Genomic DNA, 18924 nt, shown 5'->3' with positions numbered 1-18924 from the left:
AACAATGAAGTTCATCCGAGGGATCCGAGTAACCGCCGCCGCCGCACTGGTCCTGACGCTGGCCGCGTGCGGTTCCAGCGTCAAAACGGCCGACCAGGCTCCGGCGCCCGGCTCGTCGGCCGGCGCGCTCGTCGGGGTCACGATGCCGACGAAGTCGTCGGAGCGCTGGATCCACGACGGCGACAACATCAAGTCCGCGCTGGAGAAGCTGGGGTACAAAGTCGACCTGCAGTACGCCGAGAACGACATCCCCACGCAGGTCAACCAGATCGAGAACCAGATCACCAAGGGCGCCAAGCTGCTCGTGATCGCCTCGATCGACGGCACCGCAATCACCACCCAGCTGCAGGAAGCGGCCGACCACAAGATCCCGGTCATCGCCTACGACCGGCTCATCCGCAACAGCCCGAACGTCGACTACTACGCGACCTTCGACAACTTCAAGGTCGGCGTCGAGCAGGCGAACTCGCTGGTCGAGGGCCTCGGCAGCGGGCCGGGCCCGTTCAACATCGAGCTGTTCGGCGGCTCTCCCGACGACAACAACGCGACGTTCTTCTTCAACGGCGCCATGTCCGTGCTAAAGCCGCTCATGGACAGCGGCAAACTCGTGGTCAAGAGCGGCCAGACGACGTTCGCGCCGACCGCGATCCTGCGCTGGGACCCGGCCACCGCGCAGCGGCGCATGGAAGACCTGCTCACCAAGACCTACACCGGCGGCGCGAAGGTCGACGGCGTGCTCTCGCCCTACGACGGGCTGTCGATCGGCATCCTCTCGGCGCTCAAGAGCAACGGCTACGGCACCGCCGGGCAGCCCTACCCCGTGGTCACCGGCCAGGACGCCGAGGTCGCGTCGGTCAAGTCCATCATCGCCGGCGAGCAGTACTCGACGGTGTTCAAGGACACCCGCAAGCTCGCCGACGTCACGGTGAAAATGGCCGACACGATCCTCAAGGGCGCCAAGCCGCAAGTCAACAACACCACCGACTACGACAACGGGAACAAGGTCGTCCCGTCGTACCTGCTGCAGCCCGTGGTCGTGGACAAGTCCAACTACCAGAAGGAACTCGTGGACTCCGGCTACTACACCGCGGGGCAGCTGAAGTGACCGAACTTCTCGGTATGCGCGGGATCACCAAGACCTTCCCCGGGGTCACCGCGCTCGCCGACGTCACCCTTTCCGTGCGCCGCGGGGAAATCCACGCGATCTGCGGGGAGAACGGCGCCGGGAAGTCGACCCTGATGAAGGTGCTCTCCGGCGTGCACCCGCACGGCAGTTACGACGGGGAGATCCGGTTCGACGGCGAGGAGTGCGAGTTCGGCTCGGTGCGCGACAGCGAGCGCCGGGGGATCGTGATCATCCACCAGGAGCTCGCGCTGTGCGGACAGCTGTCGATCGCGGAGAACATCTTCCTCGGCAACGAGCGGGCGCGGCGCGGGTTCGTCGACTGGAACCGCACCAACCACGAGGCCGGCGAGCTGTTGCGGCGCGTCGGCCTCGCGGAGAACCCCGTCACGCCGGTGCGCGACCTCGGCGTGGGCAAGCAGCAGCTCGTGGAGATCGCCAAAGCGCTGTCGAAGCAGGTGCGGCTGCTCATCCTCGACGAGCCGACCGCCGCGCTCAACGACGACGATTCGGAGCACCTGCTCGGCCTGCTGCGCGGGCTGCGCGACGAGGGCGTGACGTGCGTGATCATCTCGCACAAGCTGGGTGAGGTGATCGCGATCGCCGACACCGTCACGATCCTGCGCGACGGCCGGACGATCGAAACCCTCGACGCGGCGGGGCTCACCGAGGAGCGGCTGATCACCGGCATGGTCGGGCGCGACCTCGAGCACCGGTTCCCGCCGCGAGTGCCCGACGTCGGCGCCGAGGTGCTGCGGATCGAGGACTGGACCGTGCACAGCCCCACCCAGCCCGGCCGGGTTGTCGTCGACCACGCCAACCTCACGCTTCGGCGCGGGGAGGTGGTCGGCCTGGCCGGGCTCATGGGCGCGGGCCGGACGGAGCTCGCGATGAGCGTGTTCGGGCGCTCGTACGGCACCGGTATCTCGGGCCGGCTGATCAAGGACGGCGTGCCGATCGACGTCCGGTCGGTCCGCGACGCCGTCCGCCACGGCATCGCGTACGCCACCGAGGACCGCAAGCGCTACGGGCTGAACCTGATCGAGGACGTCCAGCGCAACATTTCGGCTGCCGGGCTGGCGAAGCTGGCGCGCCGCGGCTGGGTCGACGAGCACGCCGAGCACGACACGGCCGCGCGGTTCCGCCGGGACCTGCGGATCAAGGCGCCGAACGTGCGCAGCGTGACCGGGAAGCTCTCGGGCGGCAATCAGCAGAAGGTGGTGCTCGCCAAGTGGATCTTCACCGATCCCGACGTGCTGATCCTCGACGAGCCGACCCGCGGCATCGACGTCGGCGCGAAGTTCGAGATCTACACGATCATCAACTCCCTTGCGGCGCAGGGGAAGGCCGTGCTGGTCATCAGCTCGGAACTGCCGGAGTTGCTCGGGCTTTGCGACCGGATCTACGCGCTGTCCGCGGGCCGGGTGACCGGTGAGGTCGCCCGCACGGACGCCACCCAGGAGCTGCTGATGCAGTACATGACGAAGGAACGGCAATGACCACAACGGACACTCCGCGGACCGCTCGGCCCCCGGTCGCGACGCCGGGGCGGCGGATCTCGATCAACCCGCGCCAGAGCGGGATCTACGTCGCCTTCGCCCTGATCGTGGTGTTGTTCGAGGTGCTCACCGGCGGCGCGCTGCTGGAGCCGCAGAACATCTCGAACATCATCGTGCAGAACTCCTACGTGCTGATCCTCGCGATCGGCATGATCCTCGTGATCATCTCCGGCCACATCGACCTGTCGGCCGGATCCGTGGTCGCGATGACCGGCGCCGTCTCCGCGGTGCTCATGGTGAACCTGCACGTGCCGTGGCCGCTCGCGGTGCTCATCACCTTGGTGACGGGCGCGGTGATCGGGGCGTGGCAGGGGTACTGGGTCGCGTACTTCGGCATCCCGGCGTTCATCGTGACGCTGGCCGGGATGCTGGCGTTCCGCGCCCTGACGCTGACAGTGCTCGGGAACCAGGGCATCGGCCCGTTCCCCGACGCGATCCGGACGTTGTCCAACGGGTTCACCGACGGCTACCTCGGCAACATCGGCCTCGGCCCCCTCGGCGGCGCCGATCTCGTGAGCCTGCTCGTCGGCGTGCTCACCGTCGCGGCGATCGCCGTGACCCAGCAGCGCAAACGCTCCGCGCGGCTCGGCTACGGCCAGGAGGTGGACCCGTACCCGGTGTTCGTCGCGAAGGTCGCCGGGGCCGCCGTGCTGGTGCTCGCGGTGGTCGTGCAGCTCGCGCGGTTCAAGAACCTGCCGTGGGTCCTGATCCTGCTCGCGGTGCTCGTGGTGGGCTACTCGCTCGTCGCCGGCCGCTCCGTCTTCGGCCGCCACATCTACGCCGTCGGCGGCAACCTCCAGGCGGCCACCCTGTCGGGCGTCAAGGTCAAGTCGGTGGCGTTTTGGATCTTCATGAACATGGGCGTGCTGGCCGCCCTGGCGGGCATCATCTTCGCCGGCCGGCTCAACCAGGCCGGCCCCACGGCCGGCGTCAACTTCGAACTCGACGCGATCGCCGCCGCGTTCATCGGCGGCGCGGCCGTCCAGGGCGGCGTGGGCAAAGTCGTCGGCGCGATCACCGGCGGCCTGATCATGGCGGTGATCAACAACGGCATGTCGCTGATCGGCGCACCGAGCGAGCGGGTGATGCTGGTGAAGGGCGTGGTCCTGCTCGCCGCCGTGGCCTACGACATCTGGACCAAACGCCGGGGTACCGCGTAGGGGGAACGGCGCTCGGCCGTCAGGATTGGCGGCCGAGCTGCTCATGGTGAAACCCACTGCTTCGGGTAGCCCGGGCGAGCGATCAGGACCGTGCCGAAGTACCGGCAAGTTCTGACGACTCCCGGTACCACAATGCCGGTCGCCATCGACGGGCGGCCCGCACTGCCGCGGGCGGCGGGTCGAGCCCCGGCATCCGATCGGCTGCCGCGTTGGCGCCGTCCACCGCGGTTCAGCCCGCCGGCGGCTGGTAACCGACGATCCGCAGAGCGAAAGCGCCGTACAACGCCGCCACCTCGGGCGCGGTGTACTGGCCGCCCGGGTGGAACCAGGCTTTCGCGTTGTTGCCCATCTCGAGGATCGCGAAGGAGGCGACGCGCGGCTCGGGCACGTCGAACACGCCTTCAGCGCAGCCGCGGTCGACGATGGCGAGCAGGCGGCCGCCGTAGGCGTCGCGTTTGTCGATGATGGCCTGCCGCAGCGGGTCGGCCAGGTTGCGGATCTCGCTGTTGCAGACGGTGACCTCGGCGGGGTTCTCGAGGAAGTCCAGGACTGTGACCTCGGTGGCGAGCCGCAGCTGCTGGGCGACGTCGGTGACTCCGTCGAGCGCGGTGGCGAGCGCGGCGAGCGCGCGGTCCATCGCCACGTCCATGATCCGGAAGAGCAGATCCTCCTTGGACGTGACGTGGTTGTAGAGGTTCGGCGCCGAGACCGCCAGCACCTCGGCGATGTCCTTCATCGAGGTGCCGCGGTAGCCACGGCTCGCGAACAGGTCGCGGGCGGCTTCGTGCACGGCCTGCGGCGAGACGGCGGTTGACTTGGTCACCCCGCCACATTACTGTCTCGTGCCACCCGCTGAATGAACGTTAATTAACCGCCGGCCGGAGACGTCACCGGCCGGTGACGCGAACGGCCGAATCAGCTACAGCCAAGCGGCCGCCCTCGCACCTGGATGCCAGAGCAGCCATCTTGGACCCGGACGGCGCCCGTTCCTCGTGAAGGGACCGGACGCCGCCTCGAAGCGACGAGGAGACGTACCCATGGCGAGTGAGCTGACCCCTGCGCAGGAAACTGCGCAGTCCGCGGCCCGCACCGGCCCGCCGATGCGGAGAGTGGCGCTTTCCGTGCTGATCGGCACGACCATCGAGTGGTACGACTTCCAGCTGTACGGCATCGCCGCCGCGCTGGTCATCGCGCCGCTGTACTTCCCCTCGGCCGACCCGCTGGCCGGCTCCCTGCTGGCGTTCTCCACATTCGCGATCGGGTTCGGCGCGCGGCCGATCGGCGGCATCGTGCTCGGCCACTTCGGTGACCGGATCGGCCGGAAGAAGATGCTGGTCCTGTCGCTGACCATGATGGGCTTCGCGACGTTCCTGATGGGCGCCCTCCCGACGTACGCGCAAATGGGCGTCTGGGCGCCGATCCTCATGGTGCTGCTCCGCCTGGTCCAGGGCTTCGGCGTCGGTGGCGAGTGGGGCGGTGCCGTGCTCACGGCGGTGGAGTACGCCTCGCCCCGCAAGCGCGGGCTCTACGGCAGCCTCCCGCAGATCGGGGTGCCCGCCGGGCTCGTGCTGTCCACGCTGGTGTTCCTGCTGGTGTCGCAGCTGCCCGACGCGCAGTTCCTGGCCTGGGGCTGGCGGATCCCGTTCCTGATCAGCATCGTGCTGGTCGTGGTGGGGCTGGTCGTGCGGCTGCGGCTGCGCGAGACGCCGGTGTTCGAGAAGGTCCGGGAACGCAAGGAGGAGCAGCGCGCGCCACTGGTCACCGCGATCCGCGCGTACCCCAAGCAGATCCTGCTCGCCGTCGGCTCGATGGTCAGCACCGGCGCGTACTACTACATCGTCAACACCTACGCGCTCAGCTACGCCGCGTCGGTGAAGTCGATGGATCGGGCTTCCCTGCTCACGGCCATCATGATCTCGGGTGTGGTCGCGTGCGCGGCGCTGCCGTACTTCGGCTCCATGAGCGAACGGTTCGGCCGGCGCCGGATGATCCTGATCGGCCTCGCCGCGATGGCGGTGTGGATCTACCCGACGATCCTCGCGGTCGCCAGCGGCAACCTCGTCGCGGTGATCGCGGCGTACGTCGTGGGCGCGATCTTCTTCAGCGTCAGCTACGGTCCGCAGGCCACGTTCATCGTCGAGCTGTTCGACGCGCGGGTGCGCTTCAGCGCGGCATCGACGAGCTTCCAGCTCGGTGTGCTCCTGGGCGGTGCGCTCGCGCCGATCATCGCGGCGGCACTGGCCAGGGCGACCGGTACGGTCGTCTCGGTGGCCGTGTACGTGTGCCTGGTGTCGTTGCTGTCCCTGGGCTGCGTGCTCGGGGTGAGCCGGGCGGCGCTGGCCCGGGGAAGCGCCGATCTCGACGCGTGAGGGGAGCGCGCCTCGGTGCCTCGGCGGGCACCGAGGCGCACTGTCTTCAGTGGCCCGTGGACCGTCGCTACACGGCGGGGACGATGCGCGTGAGCGCCATGACCGCGGCCGGCAGGGCGTATCTGGTTTTCCGCCGGTTTCCGCGGGGTACCGGCTCTTGAGGGCGCGTGGCCACCGCGTGCTCAGGCTTACACTCGCGGTGCAGGGACGGCGGGCGGGCCGGGGAGCGCGGCGTGGAGCACCGAAGTGCTGCGGATCGGGCGCCACGGGGTGCCGGTGCGCGCGGGTCAAGCCGACGCCGTTTCCGGGGCGGAACGGGAAGCGGCCGTTCAACGCCTCGGGTGTGGTGGCGGTCCGGGAGCGGCGGTTCGTGTTCGTCGACAACAAGGATCCGCGTGCGTTGTTCGAGCTGACGCTGGACGCGGACGCCGAAGTGGTCGAACGGATCCGGCGCCGCGAGCTGCGCTGCGCAGGCGGGGGATTGCTGGGTGATCCCGAAGGGCTCGCCCGGGTCGATCGGGACGGCGAGATCTTTTTCATCGTCGTCTCTTCGCTGTCCGTCGCGCGGGGGCGGGGAATCAATGACGGGCTGGTGCTGTCAGGTACGGGGACGGCGGAGACCTGCCTGCCGAGGTGATGGGCGGGTTCCGGGAATGGGTGCTGGCTCGGGTGCCAGGGCTCGGCGGGGCCGGAGCGCGGGAGCCGGATGAGGACGGGCTGAACGTCGAGGGCGTGGCGTGGGATCCGGGTGCCGGCGAGTTGCTGTTCGGGGTGCGGGGGCCGGTCAGTCCGGGCCACGTGCGAGTGGTCGTGGTGCCCGTCGACGCCGGTGGTGCGCGCTGGACGACCGCGTGTCTGGGCAAGCCGGCGGTGGTGCCGGTCCGGACGCCGGAACCCGCTGCGGCGCAGGGGATCCGTGATCTCCCTACGATCCCCGGACGGGCGAGTTCCTCATGCTGCTCGGGCGTTCGGCCAGCCGCGGCGACGAGCCGTTCCAGCTGTGCCGGTGGAGGCGGGGCGACGACACCACGAGGCTGCTCGGCGTCACCTTCCACCGAAGCGCGAAGCCGGAGGGCGCCACGGCGTTCTCGATCGGCACGAAGCGGAAGATCTTCGTCGTCGACGACACGGGTGGGTACGCGGTTCTCTGACGGGCCGGTCAGCGGATGCGGATCCCCGTTTCGGCGCACGAATACCCGCCCAGGCCCTCGATGCTGTCGCGGAAGCCGGGACTCTCCAGCAGGTCCCACAGCGGCGCGAGCAGGTCACCCGAGGCGTCGGCCGCGCGCAGCACCAGGTCGTACGGTTCCTGCGCGACAGGCACGAAGCCGAGACCGAACGCGCGCGCGGCGGCGAGGATGCCGAGCCCGGTGTCCGCGCGGCCGGCGGCGACGGCGGCCGCGACGGCGAGGTGGGTGTGCTCTTCGCGGGCGTAGCCGGAAATGGCCGCCGGGTCGAGGCCGCGCCGGGCCAGTTCGTGGTCGAGCAGGGCGCGGGTGCCGGCGCCGCGCTGGCGGTTGACGTAGCGCACGCCGGGCTGGGCGAGGTCGTCGATTCCCTTGAGCCCCAACGGGTTTCCGGGCGCCACGAGCAAGCCCTGGTCGCGGTGCACGAGGCGGATCACGGCGGCGTCGGGGCCGAGGAGCTTGTCCACATAGGGCAGCGTGTACTCGCCGGTGGCGGGGTCGAGCAGGTGTGAGCCGGCGACGTGGCAGAGGCCGTCGCGCAGGGCGACGAGACCGCCGAGGGAGCCGACGTTGGACGAGGCGAGCGTGACGAGCGGATCGGCGGCGCGCAGGGCGGACGCGGCGAGGTCGAGCACGAGGTCGTGCGAACCGATCGCCACGATCGTCCGGTCGATCTCCCCGAGCCCCCGCAGCAGGTCCACCCGCACCTCGGAACCGGCGTGGTGGCCCTCGACGCCGGCCGGGACGACGAGGAGGCCGTCGGCGCGGACCAGCGAGGTCAGCACGCCCGCCCCGCGGGGGAGCGGCGTGGCGACGACGTGGTCCTGCACCCGGCCGAGCCGCACGCGCACCCAGTCGTCCATGCCGACCACGGACGGCAGCTTCCGGGCGAGCCGCGCCGTGGTGGACGGGCGTTCACGCGGCCCGGCGCCTTCGAGTTCGGCCAGCAGCGGCGCGGCGAAGATGTCGAAGGTGAGCGCCGCCGACACGGGATAGCCGGGCACACCGAGCACGGGTGTGGCCGGTTCACCCGCGACGACGCCCAGCACCACGGGGTGGCCGGGCCGCACGGCGACCCCGTGCACGGCGACGGCGCCGGCTTCGGCGATCACGCGGGCGGTGTAGTCGTCGCGGCCGGCGCTGGAGCCGGCGATGAGCAGGACCAGGTCGGCCTCAGCCGCGGCGGCGCGCAGGACCGTGGTGATGGCTTCCGGCTCGTCGGGCACGATGTCGGTGGTCCGCGCGTCGCACCCGGCTTCGCGCGCCTGCGCGGCCAGCATCAGCGAGTTGGTGTCGAGGATTTCGCCGGGCTCCACCGCCGTCCCGATCGGTCGGATCTCATCTCCGGTCGGGATGATCACCACGACCGGAGCACGGCGGACGGCCGGCTCGGTCACGCCGGCGGCGGCGCAGGCGGCGACGTCGACCGGGCGCAGCCGGTGGCCTTCGGGCAGCAGGAGTTCCGCCGCGCTGATGTCCTCGCCGATCGAGCGCACGTGCTGGTACGGCGGCACCGCCGCGCGCAGCTCGGCGCCCTCGGGCGTGTGGTGCACGTGCTCGCGCATCACCACCGCGTCGTACCGGGGCGGCAGCGGATCACCGGTGTCGACGACTTCGAAGTCGGTCAGCACCACCGGCGTCGTTTCGGACGCACCCACCGTGTCGGCCGCTAGCACGGCGATCCCGTCCATCCCGGCCGAGTCGAACGCCGGCGACGATCGGCGGGCCCACACCGGCTCCGCGGTGACCCGCCCCACGGCCGCACCGACCGGCACCCGCACCGTGCCCACCCGCGGCGGGCACCCGGCGCCCGCGCGCGCCTCCCGCCACGCGGCGAGGGCCTCGGCGGCGGGGACATCGGAGACGAAGGGGCTGCTCATGGGTACAGGGTTACCTCGGTGTGGGGCCGCCGTCGAGGCGGGTGGCGGGATTGGCCGGGTTGGTCATGCAGACCGGTTACCTCGGTCGGGCAGCTGGGGGCGGAGCGGCTGTCCGGCCGTGCGGGCTCGCCGCCGGTCGGGTTGGTCGTGGCTGCAGGGGCCCCGGCTTGGGTGCCGCCACTGGAGTTGGCGGCGGAGCGGCTGTCCGGCCGCGCGAGTTTCCGGCCGGGCGAGGCGGGTGGCCGGAGCCGAACGAGTCATGCGTACAGGGTCACCTCGACCTCGGCACCGCCGTCGAGACCGGTGGCGGGTTCGGGCACGAGGACGTAGCCGTCGGCGCGGGTGAGGACCGACAGGAGTGCCGAAGGTCCGAACAGCGGCTCCGCCACGCCGTCGCGCACCGTCACCTGGACGACGTCGAGCCGGCCGGCGGCCGAGGCCAGGTTGCGGGACAGGCGGGCGCGGGTGGTCGGGCGCGGCGGCGGAGTTTCGCAGCCGCTGAGGCGCCACAGCAGGGGCACGCCGATCTGCCCGAACACCACGAGCGCGGACAGCGGATTGCCCGGCAGACCCACGACGGGGATTCCGCCGCACTCGGCCAGCAGCGTCGGCTTCCCCGGTTTGATCGCCAGGCCGTGGCACCAGACCTCGCCGACGGCCGCGACCGCGCCCGCGGTTTCGTCCCGTGCGCCCACCGACGACCCGGCCGAGACCACGACCAGGTCCGCCGACGGCAGCACCGTGGCGAGTTCGTCCTTCAGCGCACCGGGTTCGTCGGAGACGATGCCGGCGATGACGGGTTCGCCCCCGGCGTCGAGCACCAGTCCGGCGAGTGCGGACGCGGTGGCGTCGCGGACTTGACCGGGCCGCAGGGCGGCGGTCTCCGGCGGGACGACCTCGTCCCCGGTGGAGATGATCGACACGCGCGGCCGGGCGTGCACCGGCACCGAAACCACTCCAGCGGCCGCGAGCAGCCCGAGGTCCGGGGCGCGCAACGGCCGTCCACCCGGGACGAGCGCGGCCCCGGCGGCCACGTCGTCGTCGGCCCGCACGAGCCCGCCGCCGGGGGCGACCGGGCGCGTGACCTCGATTGTGCCCGGCATGGTCTCGGCGGTGAATTCGACCATCACGACCGCGTCGGCTCCGTTGGGCAGCACACCACCGGTCGGCATCGCGACGCACCCACCCGGCCGCACCGCGACCGTCGGTTCGGTGCCCATCCGTACCGCGCCCAGCAGGTCCAGATAGGACGGCAGTCCGTCCGAGGCGCCGTACGTGTCGGCGGCCCGGACCGCGAAACCGTCCACTGTGGACCGGGCGAACCCGGGAAGGTGGTGTGGCGCCAGGACGTTCGCGGCGGGCACGCGGTGCAACGCAGCCGACAGCGGCACGGTCTCGACGGCCGTCCGGTGGGTGGGGCGGAACCCGGTGAGTGCCTCGGTGACGGTGCGGGTGGTGAAGAACTCTCGTCCGCTCACCGACCCGGCTGGTCCTTCGCCCCCTCGGGCCGTGGCTGCGGGCGTGCCGCCGCCCCGCCCTTGGCCAGGCCGAGCACCGACACGACCGGCCCGAGCGCGACCTGGCCGAGGCCGCAGATCGACGTCTTTCGCATGGCCTCCTCGAGCTGCCGGATCCTGCCTTGCCCGGCCTCGTCCAGCTCCGCGCCGGCGTCGAGCACCCCGCGCAGCAGCGTGTGCGCCTTCGTGGAACCGACCCGGCAGGGCACGCACTTGCCGCACGACTCGTTGCGGAAGAACCGCAGCACGTTCGTCGACGCGGCCAACAGGTCGGTGCCCTCGGCCAGCACCACCACCGCGCCGGAACCGAGCATCGTGCCGGCCTCGGCGAGCGCGGCGAAATCCAGCCGCAGGTCGAGCCGGTCGGGGCCGATGAAGTTCGACGACGCCCCGCCCGGCTGCACCGCCCCCACCGCCGCGCCGTCGGGCACGCCGCCGGCGGTGTCGATCAGCTCGCGCACGGTCGTGCCCATCGGCACGCAGTACACGCCCGGCTCGCGCACGTGCCCGGACACGGCAAAGAACTTCCACCCGGTGGACTCGCCCACGCCCTGGTCCCGCCACCACGCGGCGCCGCGCTGCAGGATCACCGGCACGTCCGCGAAGGTCTCGACCGAGTTGATCAGCGTCGGGCGGCCGTGCAGGCCGTAATTGCCCGGGAACGGCGGTTTGTTCCGCGGTTCGCCCCGGTGGCCCTCCATGCATTCCAGCAGCGCCGTTTCCTCGCCGAGGATGTAGCCGCCGGGGGAGACGAACACCTCCAGCTCCAGCCGGCGACCGCTGCCGCACGCGTCCGGCCCGATCACCCCGGCGTCGCGCAACGCGGCGATTTCCTCGCGCAGCACGTGTTCTTCGGGCCCGTACTCGTGCCGGATGAACACCCAGCCTTCCTCGGCCCCGACCACCGCCATGCCCAGCAGCAGACCCTCAAGCACGAGGTGCGGCTGGTCGGCGAGGATCTGGCGGTCCTTGAACGTGCCGGGTTCGGACTCGTCGGCGTTGCAGATCGCGTACTTCACGGTGCCCGGCTGCGCACCGGCGACGAGGCTCCACTTCTGCCCGGTCGGGAACCCGGCGCCACCCATGCCACGCAGACCGGAGTCCTTCAGCGTGTCCACAATGGAGTCGGCGCTGAGCTCACCGGTCAGGAACGCGCGCAACGAGCGGTACCGCTCGCCGACACCCGAGCCGGCCGGATAGGGATCGTTCGGCCACGGCGCGACCCGCCGGGCGGCCGCCGCGTCCCCGACGCCGCCGTCGCGGGCCGCGTTGACCAAGGTGGCCACCTCGGACACCGGCCCCGGGTGCTCGTTCACCGCGGCGGCCGGTGCGACGTCGCACCGGCCGAGGCAGGACACCTCGACCAGCTCGACGTCGGTGTCCTCGCCGTAGGCCAGCTTGAGCTCGGCGATCCGGTCGTCGCCGGCGCGCAGCCAGCACGACAGGTCGTGGCAGACGCTGATCTGCACCTTCTTCGGCGGCGTGGTGCGGAAGTGAGGGTAGAACGAGATCAGGCCTTCGATCTCGTACCGCGGCCGCCGCACCTCGCGGGCCAGCTCCTCCAGCTCTTCCCGCGGCAGCCAGCCGAGCCGGGCCTGGATCGCGTTGAGCGCGGGGATCAGCGATGGGCCGGGGAACTTGCCCGCCCGCGCCTCGACACCGGGTACCCGCTCGGGGCTCAAGGTCATTCCGCGACTCCTGCCGTCTCGACCGATTCCGTGTGCGCCGAGCCCAGCGCCTCCACCTGGACCGCGCAGAACTTGAACTCGGGGATCTTGCCGTAGGGGTCGATCTCGTCGATGGTCAGGAGGTTCGCCGCCGCTTCCCGGAAGTGGAACGGGATGAAGCAGTTGCCCAGCTGCTCGCGATGCGAGATCCGGACCTGCAGCTCGATCGTGCCGCGCCGCGAGCGCACCCGGACGAGCTCGCCGTGGGCCAGGCCGCGGTCGGCGGCATCCTTCGGGTGCAGGTACACCTCGGCGATCGGCGAGATCGCGTCCAGCGCGAACGACCGCCGCGTCATCGACCCGGTGTGCCAATGCTCCAGCAACCGCCCGGTGTTGAGCACCAGCGGGTACTCCGCGTCCGGCAGTTCCCTGGCGGGCAGCCACTGCGCGGGCACGAGGTGCGCCAGGCCGTCGTCGGTGTTGAATCGCTCGTCGAACATCACCACGGTGCCGTCGGAGTGCTCGGGGTCGTCGTTCGGGTAGAGCTTGCCCGACAGTCCCAGGTTGTCGTGCCGCAGGTTCCGGTACGAGGGCATCAGCGCCACCATCTCGTCGAAGACCTCGCTGGGTGACGTGTAGTGCCAGTCCAGCCCGATCCGCTGGGCGATGTCCTGCACGATCTCCCAGTCGACGCGCGCCTGCCCGGGCGGGTCCAGCGCCTTGCGGCCCAGCTGCACGCGCCGGTCGGTGTTGGTGTAGGTGCCGTCCTTCTCCAGGTACGCCGACGCCGGCAGGATCACGTCGGCGAACTCGGCGGTCTCGGTCAGGAAGATGTCCTGCACGACCAGGAAGTCCAGCGCCGCCAGGGCTTTGCGGACCTTGTTGATGTTCGGGTCGGACAGGAACGGGTTCTCCCCGAGCATGTACATCCCGCGCACGCCATCGGGTTTGAGCACCGAACCGATGATCTCGGTGACCGTCAGGCCGCGTTTCGGATCCAGTTGCGTGCCCCACGCCTGCTCGAACCGCTCGCGGGTGCCTTCGCGGTCGACACCCTGGTAGTCCGGGTAGAACATCGGGATCAGACCGGCGTCGGACGCGCCCTGCACGTTGTTCTGGCCGCGCAACGGGTGCAGCCCGGTACCGGGTCGCCCGACGTTGCCGGTGATCGAGCACAACGCGATCAGGCAGCGCGCGTTGTCGGTGCCGGTGGTGTGCTGCGAGATCCCCATGCCCCAGTAGATGACCCCGGCGCGGGCCTCGCCCCACTCGTGCGCGATGGTGCGGATGAGGTCCGCGTCCACGCCGGTGATCTGCGCGGCCCTCTCGGGCGGGTAGTCCGCCACCGTGCGGGCGAGCTCGTCGTAACCGGACACGCGCTCGGCGATGAACTCACGGTCGATCAGCCCGAGCCGGATCACCTCGTACATGATCGCGTTGTAGAACGCCACGTCCGTGCCGGGCTTGACCTGGCAGTAGTAGTCGGCGTGCTCGGCGACGGTGTTCGCGCGCGGGTCGACGTAGACGATCTTCGTGCCGCGCCGGCGGGCCTGCTTGAAGAACGAGCTGGCGACCGGGTGGTTCGCGGTGGGGTTGGAGCCGGCGATGATCACGACGTCGGCGTTCGCGACGTCGCCGTAGGTGGTGGACACCGCGCCGGAGCCCACGCCTTCGAAGAGGGCCGCGACCGAGGAGGCGTGGCACAGCCGCGTGCAGTGGTCGACGTTGTTCGTCCCGAACCCCGCGCGGATGAGCTTCTGGAAGAGGTACGCCTCCTCGTTGGAGCACTTCGCCGAGCCGAAGCCGGCGATCGCGCCCGGGCCGCCCTGTGCGTGGATCTCCTTGAGCCGCCGCGCGACGAGGTCCAGGGCCTCCTCCCAGGTGGCCTCGCGGAAGTGGGGCATGACCTCGTCGTAGTTGACCAGCCCGCCCGGCTTGCGCCGGCCGTCGCGGCCCTTCTTGCCACCGCTGCGGTTGCCGCCTTCGCCCGACCGGCCGCGGTCGTTGTACGCGTCGCCGCGCACGTCCGCCGACAGCGGTCCCTTCGGGTACGAGGAGTCCTTGCGGATCAGGGGCACCGTGAGCCGTTGCGGTGAAGCGGCGTAGTCCCAGCCGTAGCGGCCCTTCACGCACAGGCGGCTCTTCGAACCGGGCTGGTCGCGGCCTTCGGCGAACGCGATGGCGTCGCGGTCGCGGTCGACGTAGTAGGTCAGCGCGCAGCCGACACCGCAGTAGGGGCAGACGCTGTCGACCGCGTCCAGCTGCTCACGCGGCTGGATCGGGATGAGGTTGATCGGCTTGTTCGTCAGGGCGCCCGTCGGGCACGCCTGCACGCACTCGCCGCACGTGACGCACGAACTCGAGCCCATGGGATCGTCGAAGTCGAACGCGATCTTCGTCGAGTACCCCTTGCCGGACCGGCCGATCACGTCGTTGCCCTGGATGTCGTCGCACGCGCGGACGCAGCGGTCGCACAGGATGCACGCGTCGTGGTTGACGTCGATGACCGGGTTGGAGCCGTCGTGCCCGCGCCCGGAGCCGCAGGGCAGCTCGGTCGTCTCCTTGGCCACGTCGAACCGGTCCGCCAGCTCCAGCAGCAGGTTGTCACCGGTGGTGGTCTGCTTCGGGTCCTCGGCCCGGTCCGGCTGGTCCGACAGCAGCAGCTCGGTGAGCGTCGCCCGGTTGCGCTCCAGTTCGGGTGTGCTGGTCTTGACTTCCATGCCGTCCTCGCACGGGCGCACGCACGCCGCGGCGAAAACGCGCCCGCCCGTGTCGACCACGCACATCCGGCAGACGCCGACGGGGTCGTAGCGCTCGTTGTGGCACAGCACGGGGACGTCGACGCCCGCCTGTTTCGCCGCGTCGTAGATGCTCGTTCCCTCAGGCACGGTCACCGCTCGCCCGTCGATGGCGGCGGTCACGGTGCGCACCGCGGTGCCCGGCTCTTCGACTGTTGTCATCACTGACCTCCGTCGCGGGAGAGCGTATGTTGCATACAACATACCTCGTACCGTCAGGCGTCGAGGAGGAGTCCCGGGAGATCGCCGGCGCGCACCCGTCCTTCCTCATCGAGCCCACGGACAACGTAATAATTGTCAACCATCGCCTGCAACCGCTCAACGGTCAGAGCGGCGCTGCGGCCCGATTTCAGTTCCAGCGGGGTGGCCAGCAGCCGGGCCGGCAGCGTGTCGTCGGCCGCGGTGGCGCCTTCACGCTGGTTGAACGCGCGTTTGGCCCGCACGATGCGCCGCGCCGTCGCCTGGAGTTCCTCCGCGTCGACGGCCCACCCGGTGACCAGCGACAGCAGCCGCGCCCACTCGGTGAACGGGTCCTCGAACACCCCGCGCAGGAACTTGCACAGGATCATCGAGTCCATCACCGCGGCGCGGTCTTCGGTGCCGACGGCCGCGGTCACGTGCGCGGCGCCGCCGTCGAAGCGGTTCACCGCGCCGGAGAGGTCGGCTTCGTAGGCGCCGGACCGGTTGTGGTCGGCGCCGCGGGCATTGACCGCCAGCCCCAGCGCCATCGACTGGAGGCTGCGCGGTTCGTAACCGGGCAGCTCCAAGCCCTTGACCTGGGGGGCGAAGTCGATCGAGCCGTGCCCGACGACGCCCGCGGCGTGGCGCGAGCCCTGGGCCAGCAGGTCGCCGAGCCCGGGGGAGCGGGCGCCGATCGCGTCGAGGGCCCGCAGCAGTGCGCCGCCGTCGCCGAAGCGCAGCCAGGGTTCGTCGAGCAGACCGCGTTCGGCGCACTCCATCGCCCACGCGATCGTGCCGCCGGCCGAGATCGTGTCCAGGCCGAGTTCGTCGCACTTGGCGCTGGCCGCGAACACGTCGTCGGGGTCGGAGACGCCGCACAGCGGGCCGAGGGCGAAGACGTTTTCGTACTCCATCCGCTGGCTGCCGCCGCCCTTGCGGGAGTAGATGTGCTCGCAGCCGATGGAACAGGAGGCGCAGCTGTTGCGGGCCACGCCGCGTAGTTCGTGCAGCTCCTCGGCGGCCAGCTGGGGTGCGCCGTCGAAGGTCGCCGCGGTGAAGTTGCGGGTCGGCAGGGTGCTGACCGCGTTGAACGCCAGCAGGTTCGCGAGCGTGCCGAGTTCCCGGTACTTGGCCGTGGCCGGACCGAAACTGCGCCGCCGCAGGTCTTTCGCCGCGGCCAGGACACCGGCCTGATCCGCCACCGCGACCTTGGTGGCCGAGCGGACGAGGACGGCCTTGATGTTCTTGGCGCCCAGGACAGCGCCGAGGCCACCACGACCGGCGTGGCGGCCGTCGTGGCTGATCGTCGCGTAACGCACCCGGCGCTCGCCGGCCGGGCCGATCGCCGCGGTGCGCCAGCCCCGGCCGAACCGCTTCCGGGCCTTTGTTTCCGCTTCCGCGGCGGGCAGGCCGCTCAGCTCCGGCGCCGGTTCGAGCCGGACCCCGTCGCCGTCGATGAGGAGCACGGACAGCTGCGCGGCGCGGCCGCGGATGACGATCGCGTCGTGCCCGGTGAGCTTTCCGGCGATGGCGAACTGGCTCGACGCCAGCGCATCGGTGAGCAGCCCTGTCAGCGGGGACTTCGCCACCACGGCGAACTTCGCGCTCGTGGTCAGCGGTGTGCCGACGAGGGAGGAGAACACGAACGCCAGCGGTGCTTCCGGTGCCAGGGGATCGACCTTCGGCGGCGCGAACCGGTGCAGCAGCCAGGTGCCCAGGCCGACTCCGCCGAGGTACGCACGCAGAACGTGTTCGGGCAGCTCGAACGGAGCGCCCGTCGCCTCGGCTGTGACGTTGTCGACGTCGACGACCAGCGCCCGGCCGAAGAACCCGCCTGGTGCCATAGAACGACTGTAGGCCGGTTCAGCCGCCGGCGTCCGCTGAAAGGAACGCGACCACGTCGCCGGTTGCGAGCGGCAGCAGTGGCTCGCGGGTGACCTGGTCGCCGTTGACGGCGGCGACGATGTGCCGGTCGAGTACCAAACCCGCGAGTTCGGCGGCTTCGCCCAGCGTCGCGGCGCGGCCGGTGCGCGGCCGGTGCCCGTCCTTGCCCGCCAGCGCGCCGAACCGTTCGACGGTGATTTCCGGAGCCGGGCGTTCGCGCGCCTTCTCGTACTCCTCGGGGGTGTTTACGTTGACCACGGACTCCAGCTCGGGATCGCACCGCGCCACTGAGCTGTCCGCCAGCAGCTGCGCGTCGTCGAGCTGGGCGACGGTGCAGTGTTTGAACAACATGCCCGGCCGCAGGTCGCCCTCACCGATGAGTTTCGTGATCAGCCCGGCCAGCGACGTCCGGTACGCGGCGGCGAGCGGCTGTCGGAACCCGCGCGCCACCGGCAGCACCATGTCCGCTCCGGTGTCCGCCATGCCCCGCAGCACGCGCCGCACGAAGGCGGGGTGCAGGAACGGCATGTCCGTCGAGCAGACGAACGCGACCTCGGCCCGGTCCGCCACCGCGGCCAGACCCGCCGCCACGCCCTGCATCGGCCCGAGTCCCTCGACCGGGTCCTCGGCGACGGTCACGCCCGCGGGCAGGTCCGGCAGCTTCTGGCCCGGCGCGGCGACGACCACCACCGGACCGTCGAGCGCGCGGCCGACCACCGCGCACGTGCGGTACAGGAACGTCGAGCCGTGCCACTCCAGATCGGCCTTCGCCCGGCCCATCCGGGACGAGCGGCCACCCGCGAGGACGACACCAGCGTCAGTCATTCTTCGGAGGATAGCGGCGTTGGAGGGGTCGTACGCTGGGCGCCGGCTGCTCACACGATGGGGGTCGGGCCGGGGCCAAGCTGATCTACTCGGCGATCTGCTCGTTGGACGGGTACACGGGCGGACGAGCGCGGCGACTTCGGCTGGGCGGCTCCCGGCGAAGAGGTGTTCGCCGCCGTCAACGACCTCCAGCGGACGGTCGGCACCTACCTCTCCTGGCGCCGGATGTACGAGATGATGGTCTACTGGGAGACCGCCGGGGACGACTCAGCGGTGGAGCGGGAGTTCACGCGGTTGTGGCGGGTGGCCGACAAGATCGTGTACTCGCGCACGCTCGAGACGCCATCGAGTGCGCGGGCCCGCATCGAGCGTACCTTCGACCCGGAGGCGATCCGCGCGCTCAAAGCTTCCGCCACGCGCGACCTCACGATCGCCGGCGCCGATCTGGCCGTCGCGGGCCTCGTCGACGAGTACCACCTGTTCCTCCTCCCAGTCCTCATCGGCGGTGGGCACCGCGCCCTGCCCGACGGCGTTGGCCTGCCCCTCGGACTTCTCGACGAGCGCCGGTTCGCGGGCGGCGTCGTCCGGCTCCGCTACCGCGTGACCGCCTGAGAATTCGGCCGAAGCACGGCGAAAACGTGGCCGGTTCGGCTGCGCGGCGGTCCACGCCTGGTGCCGGCGTCCGACGGCATGGCCCGAAGCGGGCAGCTGACGGTCGAGCTGAGCGCGGGGCCGGAGCCGAGTGACACGGGAATCGACAGCAGTGTAGAAATAC

General features: G+C 70.9%; 14 protein-coding genes. 7 read left to right on the top strand and 7 right to left on the bottom strand.

Features of this window, described 5'->3' with window-relative positions:
- Positions 1-4 precede the first annotated feature (4 nt).
- From chvE to mmsB, 3 genes are read left to right on the top strand one after another with little or no spacing between them, the layout of a single operon-like run.
- Positions 5-1105 carry a multiple monosaccharide ABC transporter substrate-binding protein gene (chvE, locus tag I6J71_RS22350; RefSeq protein ID WP_204096474.1) on the top strand — a complete coding sequence of 367 codons (1101 nt, stop codon included), beginning with the start codon at positions 5-7 and terminating at the stop codon, positions 1103-1105.
- Positions 1102-2622 (top strand): multiple monosaccharide ABC transporter ATP-binding protein, encoded by a 1521-nt coding sequence (gene mmsA, locus I6J71_RS22345; protein WP_304503278.1) that lies wholly within the window; start codon positions 1102-1104, stop codon positions 2620-2622. Before chvE ends, mmsA begins: the two co-directional genes overlap by 4 nt.
- Positions 2619-3842, top strand: a complete 1224-nt coding sequence (mmsB, locus tag I6J71_RS22340) for a multiple monosaccharide ABC transporter permease (protein WP_204096473.1) — start codon at positions 2619-2621, stop codon at positions 3840-3842. Before mmsA ends, mmsB begins: the two co-directional genes overlap by 4 nt.
- 229 nt (positions 3843-4071) lie before the next feature.
- Here the strand turns inward: mmsB and I6J71_RS22335 are convergent, their stop codons facing one another.
- On the bottom strand, positions 4072-4665 hold the full coding sequence (locus tag I6J71_RS22335; RefSeq protein WP_204096472.1) for a TetR/AcrR family transcriptional regulator: 594 nt from the start codon (positions 4663-4665) through the stop codon (positions 4072-4074).
- 214 nt (positions 4666-4879) lie between these two features.
- Here I6J71_RS22335 and I6J71_RS22330 point away from each other — a divergent pair, with 214 nt between their 5' ends.
- From I6J71_RS22330 to I6J71_RS48670, 3 genes are all read left to right on the top strand, one after another.
- A complete protein-coding gene (locus tag I6J71_RS22330) occupies positions 4880-6211 on the top strand; it encodes an MFS transporter (RefSeq protein ID WP_204096471.1) in 1332 nt (443 codons plus the stop codon).
- A 370-nt stretch (positions 6212-6581) separates the two neighbouring features.
- On the top strand, positions 6582-6848 hold the full coding sequence (locus tag I6J71_RS48675) for a hypothetical protein (RefSeq protein WP_239155180.1): 267 nt from the start codon (positions 6582-6584) through the stop codon (positions 6846-6848).
- A 316-nt stretch (positions 6849-7164) separates the two neighbouring features.
- Positions 7165-7362, top strand: coding sequence for a hypothetical protein (locus tag I6J71_RS48670; RefSeq protein WP_239155178.1), 198 nt, complete (start codon positions 7165-7167; stop codon positions 7360-7362).
- An 8-nt stretch (positions 7363-7370) separates the two neighbouring features.
- Here I6J71_RS48670 and I6J71_RS22320 read toward each other — a convergent pair whose 3' ends face one another.
- The 6 genes from I6J71_RS22320 to I6J71_RS22295 all read right to left on the bottom strand — a co-directional run bounded on the left by I6J71_RS22320 (position 7371) and on the right by I6J71_RS22295 (position 18149).
- Positions 7371-9278 (bottom strand): molybdopterin biosynthesis protein, encoded by a 1908-nt coding sequence (locus I6J71_RS22320; RefSeq protein WP_204096470.1) that lies wholly within the window; start codon positions 9276-9278, stop codon positions 7371-7373.
- Positions 9279-9535: 257 nt separating this feature from the next.
- A complete protein-coding gene (gene glp / locus I6J71_RS22315; protein WP_204096469.1) occupies positions 9536-10756 on the bottom strand; it encodes a gephyrin-like molybdotransferase Glp in 1221 nt (406 codons plus the stop codon).
- Positions 10753-12483, bottom strand: a complete 1731-nt coding sequence (locus I6J71_RS22310) for an NAD(P)H-dependent oxidoreductase subunit E (RefSeq protein ID WP_204096468.1) — start codon at positions 12481-12483, stop codon at positions 10753-10755. Before I6J71_RS22310 ends, glp begins: the two co-directional genes overlap by 4 nt.
- On the bottom strand, positions 12480-15422 hold the full coding sequence (gene fdhF, locus I6J71_RS22305; RefSeq protein ID WP_204096467.1) for a formate dehydrogenase subunit alpha: 2943 nt from the start codon (positions 15420-15422) through the stop codon (positions 12480-12482). Before fdhF ends, I6J71_RS22310 begins: the two co-directional genes overlap by 4 nt.
- 53 nt (positions 15423-15475) lie before the next feature.
- A complete protein-coding gene (locus I6J71_RS22300; protein WP_204096466.1) occupies positions 15476-17284 on the bottom strand; it encodes an aldehyde ferredoxin oxidoreductase family protein in 1809 nt (602 codons plus the stop codon).
- A gap of 19 nt (positions 17285-17303) precedes the next feature.
- The gene (locus I6J71_RS22295) at positions 17304-18149 is read right to left on the bottom strand and encodes an NTP transferase domain-containing protein (protein WP_204096465.1); all 846 of its coding nucleotides are present in this window, start codon (positions 18147-18149) and stop codon (positions 17304-17306) included.
- A 165-nt stretch (positions 18150-18314) separates the two neighbouring features.
- Between I6J71_RS22295 and I6J71_RS22290 the strand changes: the two genes are divergently transcribed.
- Complete coding sequence (locus I6J71_RS22290; protein WP_239155176.1) at positions 18315-18761, top strand: dihydrofolate reductase family protein; 447 nt, start codon at positions 18315-18317, stop codon at positions 18759-18761.
- Positions 18762-18924 lie beyond the last annotated feature (163 nt).

The sequence above is a fragment of the Amycolatopsis sp. FDAARGOS 1241 genome, from assembly GCF_016889705.1.
Lineage (GTDB): Bacteria > Actinomycetota > Actinomycetes > Mycobacteriales > Pseudonocardiaceae > Amycolatopsis.
The sequence above is the reverse complement of the archived record's forward strand: the minus strand, read 5'-3'. Positions and strand labels throughout refer to the sequence as shown.